This is a genomic window from Francisella marina, assembly GCF_008369785.1.
GTDB lineage: Bacteria > Pseudomonadota > Gammaproteobacteria > Francisellales > Francisellaceae > Francisella > Francisella salimarina.
In genome coordinates, this window is the sequence record NZ_CP043552.1 from 186,899 (window position 1) to 198,802 (window position 11,904).

The window sequence follows — 11,904 nt, forward strand, 5'->3', positions numbered from 1 at the left end:
CTTTTAAAAACATAGTTAAAAATTGTTAATGTAATGGTAGTGAGACCTCTACAATTAAACCGTGAGGTTCGTTATTGGTGGCTGAGATATCGCCATTATGAAGGTGTATAATTTTTCTTACAAGAGAAAGTCCCAGACCATTGCCTATTTGGCTACGGCTTTTTTCTTCACGAAAGAATCTTTCAAAAATCTTATCAATATTTTCTTCATTTACACCAATCCCTTGATCGGTAAATGTGATGTTATATTTTGAGTTTTGAATTTTTGTCGAAATCGTTATTTCAGTATTATCTTCTGAATATTTATAGCTATTATCTAAGATGTTTGTAATACTTTGGAAAATAAGATTTTTATCGATATTTAAATTTTTTGAAATAACAGAGATATCTAATTTGATATTCTTTTGTTCAAACATTGGTTCATAAAGTTCAATAGCATCATCGATAATTTTTTTTACATCAGAATTTTTTTTGAGTAAGTTTTCACGACCATGTTCAAGACGATTAAGTCTTAGGATACTATTAAAGATATTAAGCAATTGATTACACTCTGCCAATGCCTCAGCTGTGTCATCATTTGGGCAAGTTTGCTCAAGGCTTTCAAGCTTGTTTTTTAAACGAGTTAGAGGAGTCTTTAGATCGTGAGCAATATTATTTGAAACACTTTTGATATCTATTAAAAGCTCGTCGATATTAGCTAGCAGGATGTTGAGTATATTTGCCAAATTACTAAGATCATCCCAGCTTGTATCGGATTTGATTCTTTGACTAAAGTCACGAGTGTTAACAATCGAAGCAGCTGAGCTAGCTATAAAATTGATTTTCTTAACAACAAAAACACTGATCAAATAACTAATGATAACAACGCTTGCTGTACAGAAAATACCAATGCTTAGAGGGATTATATGCTCAGTAACTCTATTACCAAGCGCTGAGAAAATTATATAAATCCAAGATGCTATACTTAAACCTAAAAGTATTGTAAAAAGCATTGCCATTTTGAAGCTTGAGCTGATTATATACCTACGTTGAATAGTGTCGTTGAAGTTATTCTTGGATGACATATCCAAAGCCTCGTATGGTTTTTATAGGATCAGGTAGGCCATTCTCAGTGAGCTTATTGCGTAAGCGAGAGATATGTACTTCAACTACATTTGTCTGAGGATCAAAGTCATAGTCCCATACTTCTTTAAGTATCATTGTTTTACTGACTACTTCATTTTTGTGCTTAAGAAGCAGATGTAAAACTTTGTATTCTCTTTGTTGTAATAATATTAATTCATCATTACGACGAACCTCATGAGCAAGTTCGTCAAGGATGATATCTCCACATATTAATTTGTGAGATTGAGCTTCAGCGATTTGCTTGGTTCTTTTGTAGAGAATATTAACACGAACTATTAACTCATCTATCGAAAACGGCTTAGTTAAATAATCGTCGCTCCCTGATGTAAGACCTTGAATTTTATTCTCAGTGCTGTCAAGTGCACTTAGAATGATCACAGGAATTGTTACATTTTGTTTACGTAAAATTTTTAGCAAAGATATTCCGTCTAAATACGGCATCATCCAATCTATAACAACCACATCATAATTATTGGTATTGATTAGAAATAGTGCTTCTTTGCCATCGTGAGCTAATGTTGTCTCAATACCATTTTCTTCAAATTTGGTTTTTATAAACTGAGCAATTTTTTTATCATCGTCAGCAACTAAAACTTTTGGTTTATCAGTCATGGAGTCTATATATATTTAATTTATATAATATAATTATAGCCGATTAATAGTTTTGTAACTTGAAAAAACAGCTATAAAACTTATTTATAATTTTAGATCGTTTGTGTATAAAATAGCTACATCAAAAAATTGGAGGTTGAAATGAAGAAAATTCTAGCAACAGTATTTGGTTTAATAATTGTGTCGGGAGTATATGCTGAGAGTTATCAGATGTATGCAAAACCAGATGAGCAATCCAAAAAAATTATGACGATTGATGATCAAAATCATCAATATAAAGCAATTTTCTCAAAAGGTGAGTGGATTGAAATAGTTGATCAAAAAGATGGGACAGTTGGTTGGGTTAAGCAAAAATCACCAAAAAATGATACACAAGTATCTAGTGATGATCCTATAGAAAAAATGATGGTAGATTTTCAAAAACAACAGCAAATGTTAGATGAGCATTTTAATAAGATGATAGCTAACATTGATCAAAATATAGCTCAAATGCAAACACAATCTAAAACATCAAAAGTCACTAAAAAACCAGATGTGTATAAAGAATTTAGTTCTATAACGATTAACTCAGATGGTAAAACTGCTAAGATTGTCAAAAAGACAGAAGATAGTAATGGAAAAGTCGAAACAGTGGAGAAGGAGGTGCCAGCTGATCACTTAGGTACTGTTAAGATTTAATTTACAAAGAAGAATAGTTTACTTAGGACACTGAATTAGTTCAGCTATTAAGTTTATTAATGGTTTGAAGTTGCTGAAATCTTCCTTATTATTCATTGTAAGAATATGGTCTAAAAATCGTTTTTTATTAAAAATTTGATTTATTTTTTCACAGCCATAATCGTCAAGTGTTGTATTTGTATCATAAAACGTTTGTGAGAAAATATCTTTGCGGAAAAGGTTTTCTACTCCTTTTTTAACTTTATTATTATTTTTGTTTTGCTCAAAAACAAAAGGAGTTACATTGTTTTTACTTTCAAGACTTTTATAAACTACGCAATCACAGTCCCAAACTATTAGAATTTTTATTGATGGATTTATTGCAACAAAAAAATCGTAAAATAGTTTAAGTTGCTTGTCACCAGTAATTGACTCTGCACGTTTAACGATATGTGTATTTTCTAATAAAGATTCATCTATAGTTTTTATTGCTTTTTCAATAAACTTGTTGTTATCTCCTTCAGTAATTAGAACTAATTTTTTATTGGTATTTAAAGCATTTTGAATATATCTAATTTCTTTATCAAATAACATAAGCCCTTCTGATAATATATCTATGGCTTTATGCTGAGTTATGTTTTTAATCTCGTTATTCTTAAATTCGTATATTGAGTCTTTATCTGCTAATGCAACGGTAGTTGGAGAATGAGTGACAAGAACTACTTTAGTTCCTTTCTCTACAAATACCTTGTTAATGACATTTATTAGGTTTTTAATCATGCTAGGGTGCAAGTTAGTGTCAACTTCATCAAGTAATAGCAATTTAGGTTTAATATATTTACTTTTGAACATTAAAAGTGCCAAATGGCATAAGATTTTTTCACCACTAGATAAGTCACTAAAGCTAATAATCTCATCCCCTATATTTATTCGAGCAGTGAAAGTGTAGTTGTCAGAATCTTTATTAGGAGAGTTTATTGTGTGTTTTAAACCATACTCTTTGAATAGCTTATTTAAAAATGCCCAAGGGGAGTCATTGTCCCACTTTTTAAGAAGTTCGGTATCATTGTATTTTTTACCTCCAAATATTGAAGATTGAGAGACTTTTTTTAGGGATTCTGAGTAGCTTAAGAAAGTATAACTTAGATTGTCTATTAATAAATTATTTAAGTCCTCATACGTTTTTATTAAATTATTTTGCTCATCCTCTTTTAGATCTAAGAAATTGATGTTATTAGCTTTGAGTTCTTTTGCTATACTGTTAGCAAGACTTTCATCATTTATGTTTAGCTCTTTAAGGGTGGCTGGTGTTGGGTTGCTAAGTTTATTGTAGAGAGTTTTATATTGGTCATCGTTTTGTTTAAGTTGGGATATTTTTACTCTAGTATTTTTAATGTTCTGAGTGATAGTTTGATCATATATCAGGTTTTGGTCTTTTATGTTAAAGGTAGCATAATTATATAAAACGATCTCATCTTTTTGGAAATCACTGACTTTAATGCTTCCATTTTTTATTGCTTCTAGTAAGTGGGTCTTTCCAGAACCGTTTAAGCCTGTTAAGATAGTAAAATTTGGTAATTGAGGCACCTCAATACTGTCAATTGATTTATATTTACATACAAACTCTAGATTCATATTATTTTTCAGTAATTTAATCTTAGTTTTTAGTATAAGATAATATTACCTTTGATAGCAATCCAAATGAAACTGATTTATTAAGTCAGTACAATAAGTTAAAATTACTATGTAATTGCCACGAAAAACTAAGGAGTGCATTATGTATGAAGAAGAGTTCTTATCAGAAAAATTACAGCGTTTCACATTAGTTGATATTGCGTTGGTCAAAATAGTGTACTTTCTCGTTGGCTTACTAATAATTTCGAGCTATTCAACATTAGCTTTGGTTAGCTGGATTTTTTATTTACTAATGTTTTTGACTGCGGTTTTTCCAATAGTGATTCATCTTTTGTCATTTGAAGGATCATATATTGAAAAAGCTCATAAATATCTAAAGACAAATAAACCATCGTATCAAGTGTTGTTATTCTTTAGTATGTTTTTCTTTGCTTGTATGTTAGCTGTATTGATACCAGTTGTATTGGATGTGCCATGGTATGTTTATGTTATATTAATAGCTGTTTTTGCAATCAAACCAATGCGTTCAAATATGTTTTGGTAGGGTGAGGTTATAAAATTGAATAAAAGTACACACGATGGCCAAAAGGTTTACTCCAAATTAGTCCTTAAACTTTATAACTTCGTTGTTTTATTTTTTAATAATACTTTTTTGTGGAAATGTAAAACATCTCAGCTATTGCAGTTATACAAAGATAATGTATCGCATAATCATTTAGATATAGGAGTAGGCTCAGGATATTATCTAAAAAATGTTAAAGATAGATTATCTAAAGTAGCATTAATGGATCTAAATCCAAATTGTTTAGAGTATGTGAAGAATGTACTCAAAGATAAAGAAGTATCAACTTATCAAGTTGATATACTAAAAGATGTTGCAGAAGAATTTTATTCAAAATATGAATCTATATCTTGTAACTATTTGATTCACTGTTTACCTGATAACGGTAATAAAGAAAAAGTATTTGAAAATATTGCTAAAATGTTGAGTAAAGATGGAGTGGCTTTTGGATCGACTATTATCAATGACTATAGCTCAAATCTTGCGATTAAGGTGGCTAATAAATTTAATGCCAAAGGAATATTTGATAATAAAAATGATACTTATGAATCGATAGAAAAATATATAAAGAGTAATTTTGCTGAATATACTATAAAGCAAATAGGCTCAGTTTGTGTATATATTATGTCTAAACCTCTTAGATGATCTTTACTATTTATAATCAATAACATTCTTAATTATTTTTGTTATAATCGCTATATAGACAAATTATTCTGTTCACAAAAATAATGAAGAAAAAGCTTTTATTTGTAACTTTATCGGCAAGCTTAATTTTGTTGGGCTCATGTAGTAAAACAACTGTTGCTTATGAGGATCCAAATGGTGTAGATACAACATCTATTAATTTTAGTTCTACTGATTTGCAAGCTATTACAAACAAGATGACTGAAGATATGCTGAATTCACGAGCGGTTAAGAGAATTACTGCTATGGATACACCAACATTATTCTTTAGTAATATTCGTAATGAAACAAGAGAGCATATCAATACGACAATGTTATCAAATACAGTACAGACACAGATTATCAAATCTGGATTATTCCAAGTTACTGATATGTCTCAAATCAAAAATGTACGTGAGCAGCTTGGATATCAAGCTAATAGTGGTATGGTTGATCAAACTACAGCTACTAAGATTGGTCAGCATATTGGTGCTAGATATATGGTTTATGGTTCTATTCAAGATATTGATAATACTAATGTTGATGGAGATAAGAGATCTAAATTCTTCTTGGCAACATTGAAGATGATGGATCTAAAAACAGGTCTTGTTGTATGGCAAGATGATAAGCAAATTCGTAAATCACAGACTAAATCAACATTTGGCTGGTAGTTAGATTTCAAAATGGTTATTTCAGAGTGGATCTGAAATTTCTTAAAACATAGGAGATAAAATACTATGAAAAAGAAAATATTAAGTTCATTAATTGTTTCATCATTATTAGTAAGTCCTTTAGTTGCTGCAGAAACAACTGTAGATACTAAATCTACAGCTGAGCAGTCGCAATCTGTTGATATGGGTTCAGATGTGTCTAATCTTAATAGTGCTATCTCATCAGATTCAAAAGCAGTTGCAACAACTGCAGAAGATAAGAGATCAGCAGAAGAAATATTAAGTGATGTAATGGAGAGTTATATCGATCAGAATAATCTTAGAGATAAATATGATTATGTTGGTTCTGCTATAGGTACAGCCTCTGTTAATCAAACAAATTCAAATTATGTCGACAGTGCTCAGTTGGCATTTGAGAAAGCTCTAATAAAAGCACAGGCAGAATACATATCATTTATATCAGCAAATACAAAAGTTGATAAGAGTCTAAGCATAGATACTACACAAGGTTCTAATGTAAATGACATTAATACAGATTCTGATAAGCCCAAAGAGGGTACTCAAGCTGCGATTGATGCTAAGCAACAAGCATTAGAAGAAGCAAAGCTAGATAAACAATTAAAAGATCAAGGTTTAAACCCAGATGATTTTGCAACACCAGATGAGAAGAGAAAAGCTCTTTTAAGCCAGCAAATGACAGTCAAAAGCTTAACTACAGGATTTGGTAACTTATCAGGTCTACTACCAATTAAGACTTTTGTTGTAGAAAAAAATGGTAATGCTGCTATTGGTGTAGTGGTTATTTATTCAGATAAAATTAAAGGAATGTTTGAGGATATCAAACATGGTAATGAACCTGTAATCGTTGGTAAAGGCGGACAATCTCCTTCTGACTTATATAAGGATAAGTCAGGTGAAGATATGATGGGTGATTATGGTATTCGTGTTGGTTTTGGAGAAGATAATAAACCATATATCTTATCATATGGTCAAGGCTCTTACACAGGTCCAAAGCTTCAAGGAGTTTCAGCTGGAGATTATGGTTATAAGCAAGCTGAGATTATGGCAAGAGCAAATTTAGTTACACTAATAGCTGGACAAATGTCAACTAAAGAAGCTTTGACTATGTCTGAGGATATATCTAGCACTCTTGCTAAAAATACTAAGACGCAGCAAACACGCAGAATAGATGCGACTGATATTGAAAAGACACTATCTACATATTACAAAACAAAAGCAAACCTAGATATTATTGGTCTTAAAACTGTTAAGAGATGGCGTTATAAGTTACCAAGTACAGAGAATACTGTATATGGTGTTGTATTAAAGTGGGATCCTAAGCAAGTAGCTACAGCAAATAAGATCAAAAACTTTAATTATGATGAATATCGTAAACAAAATGCTAAAAGTACAGAAAGTGGAGAAACTTCGTTAAATGGTAAAGTAATTATTAGACAAAGTGATGATAATAAATATTTAAACCAGTTCTAGGGTAATGTGATGCGAAAAATATTGATTTTTTTTTCTTTCTTACTGATTTCTATAGTTACTAATAATGCTTTTGCTGCAGATTCTGCTACAAATATTGTGTCTGATAGCTCAGCTAATTTGTCAAATAACTCATTAGATACTAATTCTGGAAGTACGCTTAAATATAAAGGCGTAGATGAGCGAAATAATCTTAAAATGTTCACAGTCGCTATATTACCTTTTGATACGAAAGGAGCAACTAATGAAAGTATCTATAGTGAGAAAGAGCTTCAAAAAGGACTTAATCAGAATATCATAGCTCAAATAACTCAATCACGTAAGTTTAGAGTATCAAATAGAGATGCTAAAGATGAGAAAGCTTATGAAGAGGAAATTAGACGTATAATAAATTCCAATGATACCAGTGAGAAAGCTAAGCTAAATCAAAGAATAGGCGCTGATTTTATATTAACTGGCGATATCCTGGGATTAAACATTAGTAAGAAAAAGAGTTCGTATTATGGAGAAGACTTTACAACATTGAATGTCTCAGCTAGTGTAGCTTATCGGATGATTGAGCTGGCTACGATGGAGGTTAAATGGTCGAATGTAGTTAGATTGCAAGTACCAGCAAATATCGCTAACGAGTATGCTAACTATGATAATGGTGATCACTCACAGATATTAAGCTATGTAGCTGAGCAAATCGGTCAAACAATATCTGAACAAATTGTTGGGGCTATATACCCTCTTCAAGTGTTAAAAGTAGATGATGGTGAAATTTACTTCAACCGTGGTGGTAATGGAGTCGTTAAGGCTAGTACTTATGAGATTCGCCAAGAAGGGGGTACTAGTGTTGATCCGGCAACAGGACAGCATATTGTCTTAGATAGTAAAGTTTTAGCAAAAGTACGAATTACAGATGTGATGCCTAAGTATTCTGTAGGTATTGTAATTGATGGTAGCTTATCTAAAGTACATCCAGGTTTACGTGCTTACCTATCCAAGTAGTATGAAAGTTAAAGTCTGTTTGTTATCTATTGTATGCTTAATAATTTCTAGCTGTGCGACATTCAGTGGTAGCCATCCTGATAAGGTAGAAACTGCCAAAGATGCTATTGAAACATGCAGATATAAGCCTATTGAAACTAAATTTGACAATGCTTTTAGTGATGATGGTGTTAATGCTTCTATCGGTTTCTTAGAAACAGGACGTTTTGATCAGTTACTTGGTAAAACTGAACTATCACAAGCTAAATATACCAAGGCAACGGATTATGTTGCAAAGTCAGAAGCAGAAGCAAAAATAAGAGTTAGGAATATACTTAAAAATACTCAAGCTACTCTTTTAAGCGATAAAGAGAGATATTACTATATATCTGATTATGAAATTACTTTTTTATATGCTTATCAAGCACTAAATTACTTAAAACAGCATGACTTAGAAAATGCTGCTGTCAGTATTCGTAACTTATCATATGCGCAATATGCCACTTATGAAGCAAAAGATTTAGCTGCTCAGACAAATAAAACCAGGTATGAAGAATTTAATCATGTTAATTCTAGACAGGTTTCATCAAATATATCTAGTTCAAAACAATATAGACAGCTAGTGAGTATAGCTGATAGGGTAAAAAACTCTTATGAAAATGCTTTTGGATATTATCTAGAGGCTTTGATATATCAGTCATACGATACCGATCTAAATAATGCTAACTTATCAATGAGTAATGCTCTAAGGGTTGTTCCAAATAATCCATATGTTAGAGAAGACTATGACGAAATTAAGAACGCTTTTGACACTGGTCATAATATCTATCCACAAGGGCAAGGTAAACTTGTTGTAATATATGAGAGTGGTTGGGTAGAGCCTATTAAAAAATTTGATATACCAATCGTGATATTTTTCCAACAAGCTGGAGTTCAAAAAATTTCGTTACCATACTATGGCTCTTATAGGTTGACATCTAATGCCGATGTACAAATCTTAAAAGATAATAAGATTATTGATAAAGGCAAAACTGCATTATTGGTTGATACAACTGCAATGGCAGCTAAGTCATTATCAGATCAATATCCTGCGATTGTAACTAGAGAGGTTTTGCGTCTGGTTACAAAAACAGCTATTTCTGTGGCGGCTATTAGATCATCAGGTGACTATGCAGCATTGGCAGCAATTGGAACTTCGGTGTATAATATGGCGACAACCCAAGCAGATCTCAGAAGTTGGAATCTTTTGCCCAAAAATGTTGATTTATTCTCTAAGAATTTAAGCCAAGGTGAATATACGCTCAAAATTAATAATAAAGATACAACTGTAACTATTATGCCTCAAAAAATAACTTTGGTATGGTTAACTAGTGAAGGTTGCTATCAAAGGATATTATTAAACGAAATTTTATAACATTGATTGTAAATAAGTTTTGAAAATTAATCTTTTAAAAATGCTCAAAAGTATTTTTTAGTTGTAATAATACATTCTGTCGAGAAATAAATAATTGCATAAGTTTCTATTGATTAATCCTATTCTTGAGAATATATTTAAAAGGTTAAATTTTTTTAAAATAAAGCTATTTAATAGTAAATTGGAGAAGATATGAGAATCTTATCAGTTCAAGATATGGCAAAAATAGTGCAGAAGCACGGCTTTGATAATTTTATTAAAGACCTAGTTGAATATACAAAACAAGACTTTATAAGATGGCAAGAGTTTGATAAATCACCAAGATATGCAGCTCATGTTCCGGGAGGTGTTCTGGAACTTATGCCAACTGCTGATAATAAATTATTTACATATAAATGTGTAAATGGGCATCCTGCAAATCCGTTTGAAGGTAAGCAGACAGTAGTAGCTACAGGTCAATTAAATGAGATTAAACATGGTTATCCATTACTTATATCTGAAATGACTGTTCTTACTGCTCTAAGAACTGCTGCTGCGACTGTCTTAGCAACAGATTATTTAGCACGTAAAGATAGTAAGACTATGACGCTAATAGGTACAGGTGCTCAAAGTGAATTTCAAACTTTAGCTCATAAATTAATCAGACCTATTAAAACAGTAAGATATTTTGACACAGATCCAGAAGCGATGAAAAAATATGCTAACAATATGAAAGGTGTTGATCTTGAATTTATCGCTTGTGATAGTGCTAAAGAAGCTTGTGAGGGTGCAGACATCATCGTCGTATGTACGGCTTGTAAACTTCATGCAATTGTTATTGAAAATGATTGGGTTAAAGAAGGTGTACATATAAGTGGTTTAGGTGGGGATTGTCCTGGTAAGACTGAGCTTGATATGGATATTCTTTTTAGAGGTAAAGTGGTTGTTGAATACAAAGAACAATCAATGATTGAGGGAGAAATCCAGAATTTATCACCACAAGAAGTTGAACAGGTTTTACATGCTGAAGTATGGGAAATTTTAACTGGTAAGAAAAAAGGTCGTGAAAATGATAAAGAAATTACCATCTATGATTCAGTAGGTTTTGCTGTTGAGGATTTCTCAGCACTTCGTCTTACTTTAGATTTAGCTGAGAAATATGATATTGGTAGCCAAATGGATATGGTACCGCCAATTAAAGATCCTAAAAATTTATTTTCAGTATTATAGTATTGGAGTAATAAGATGAAAAAAGTAGAAGCTGTAGGAATAGCTATTGGTAATGCTGGCAGAGAAATCGGTTGTGGAAGAGCACCATACGCTTTGTTGAATGAACTAAGAGATAGACGTATAGATGCCCAAATTATCAACTATATTGGTGGTAGGGCTGAAGTACCAACTATGGGTAAGTATTTTACTAAGGTTGCTCAGGCGGTATCTGAGATTCTTAAAGATGGTAAGTTTCCTTTGGCTCTTGGAGGAGACCACTCATGTGCAATAGGTACATGGAGTGGGGTTTATGACTACCTTAAAGATCAGAAAAAAGAACTTGGTTTGATTTGGATTGATGCGCATATGGATAGCCATAGACCAGAAACTTCTGAGACTGGTAATATACATGGTATGCCTGTAGCACATCTTTTAGGATATGGGCATGAGGAATTAACAAAAGTACTAAGTGATAATCCAAAGTTAAAGCCTGAGAATATTGTTTTCTTTGGAATTCGTTCTTATGAAAAGCCAGAAAGAGACTTTTTGGAAAAATTAGGAGTTAAGGTTTATTATCAAAGTGATTTAACCGATAGAAACTTTGAAGAGTTATTTTCACAAGAATTTGAACGTCTTGAGAAGATTACAGAAGGTAATGTCGGGATTAGTTTTGATTTAGATGGTTTAGATCCTACTAATCTTGATGCTGTAGGAACTCCTGTTGAAAATGGTATTGACCCTCAGGTTTTTTACAAGACTATTGAAAAAATTAATTTTAATAGTTTAGTATGTTTTGAAGTGGCAGAATATAATCCTCTGATTGATAAAACAGAAATCTCTCTTAAATATATGTCAAAACTAATAAGATTAGTTGAAGGCAGTATAAAAAATCTAACTCAAAAATAGTTTATCTTTACA

12 protein-coding genes are annotated in these 11,904 nt (G+C 31.7%); 9 read left to right on the top strand and 3 right to left on the bottom strand.

Features of this window, described 5'->3' with window-relative positions:
• Window positions 1-25 precede the first annotated feature (25 nt).
• The gene (locus F0R75_RS01015) at window positions 26-1,063 is read right to left on the bottom strand and encodes a sensor histidine kinase (protein WP_149368665.1); all 1,038 of its coding nucleotides are present in this window, start codon (window positions 1,061-1,063) and stop codon (window positions 26-28) included.
• A complete protein-coding gene (gene bfpR, locus F0R75_RS01020) occupies window positions 1,047-1,736 on the bottom strand; it encodes a two-component system response regulator BfpR (RefSeq protein WP_012280596.1) in 690 nt (229 codons plus the stop codon). Before bfpR ends, F0R75_RS01015 begins: the two co-directional genes overlap by 17 nt.
• A 141-nt stretch (window positions 1,737-1,877) precedes the next feature.
• Here bfpR and F0R75_RS01025 point away from each other — a divergent pair, with 141 nt between their 5' ends.
• Window positions 1,878-2,414: a hypothetical protein gene (locus F0R75_RS01025; RefSeq protein WP_149368664.1), complete on the top strand. Its 537-nt coding sequence runs from the start codon at window positions 1,878-1,880 to the stop codon at window positions 2,412-2,414.
• A gap of 18 nt (window positions 2,415-2,432) precedes the next feature.
• Here the strand turns inward: F0R75_RS01025 and F0R75_RS01030 are convergent, their stop codons facing one another.
• Window positions 2,433-4,028, bottom strand: a complete 1,596-nt coding sequence (locus F0R75_RS01030; protein ID WP_149368663.1) for an ATP-dependent nuclease — start codon at window positions 4,026-4,028, stop codon at window positions 2,433-2,435.
• A 142-nt stretch (window positions 4,029-4,170) separates the two neighbouring features.
• Here F0R75_RS01030 and F0R75_RS01035 point away from each other — a divergent pair, with 142 nt between their 5' ends.
• The 8 genes from F0R75_RS01035 to F0R75_RS01070 all read left to right on the top strand — a co-directional run bounded on the left by F0R75_RS01035 (window position 4,171) and on the right by F0R75_RS01070 (window position 11,892).
• Entirely contained in the window at window positions 4,171-4,572 is a 402-nt protein-coding gene (locus tag F0R75_RS01035) for a hypothetical protein (protein WP_149368662.1), read from the top strand.
• A 15-nt stretch (window positions 4,573-4,587) separates the two neighbouring features.
• On the top strand, window positions 4,588-5,235 hold the full coding sequence (locus tag F0R75_RS01040) for a class I SAM-dependent methyltransferase (RefSeq protein ID WP_149368661.1): 648 nt from the start codon (window positions 4,588-4,590) through the stop codon (window positions 5,233-5,235).
• Window positions 5,236-5,318: 83 nt separating this feature from the next.
• Complete coding sequence (lpoB, locus tag F0R75_RS01045) at window positions 5,319-5,924, top strand: penicillin-binding protein activator LpoB (protein ID WP_013922588.1); 606 nt, start codon at window positions 5,319-5,321, stop codon at window positions 5,922-5,924.
• Window positions 5,925-5,990: 66 nt separating this feature from the next.
• On the top strand, window positions 5,991-7,415 hold the full coding sequence (locus tag F0R75_RS01050; RefSeq protein ID WP_149368660.1) for a DUF6844 domain-containing protein: 1,425 nt from the start codon (window positions 5,991-5,993) through the stop codon (window positions 7,413-7,415).
• Between the two features lie 9 nt (window positions 7,416-7,424).
• On the top strand, window positions 7,425-8,405 hold the full coding sequence (locus F0R75_RS01055) for a CsgG/HfaB family protein (RefSeq protein WP_187985971.1): 981 nt from the start codon (window positions 7,425-7,427) through the stop codon (window positions 8,403-8,405).
• A 1-nt stretch (window position 8,406) separates the two neighbouring features.
• Window positions 8,407-9,798, top strand: a complete 1,392-nt coding sequence (locus F0R75_RS01060; protein WP_149368658.1) for a COG3014 family protein — start codon at window positions 8,407-8,409, stop codon at window positions 9,796-9,798.
• A 192-nt stretch (window positions 9,799-9,990) separates the two neighbouring features.
• A complete protein-coding gene (locus tag F0R75_RS01065; RefSeq protein WP_013922592.1) occupies window positions 9,991-11,007 on the top strand; it encodes an ornithine cyclodeaminase in 1,017 nt (338 codons plus the stop codon).
• Window positions 11,008-11,022: 15 nt separating this feature from the next.
• The gene (locus F0R75_RS01070; RefSeq protein ID WP_149368657.1) at window positions 11,023-11,892 is read left to right on the top strand and encodes an arginase; all 870 of its coding nucleotides are present in this window, start codon (window positions 11,023-11,025) and stop codon (window positions 11,890-11,892) included.
• Window positions 11,893-11,904 lie beyond the last annotated feature (12 nt).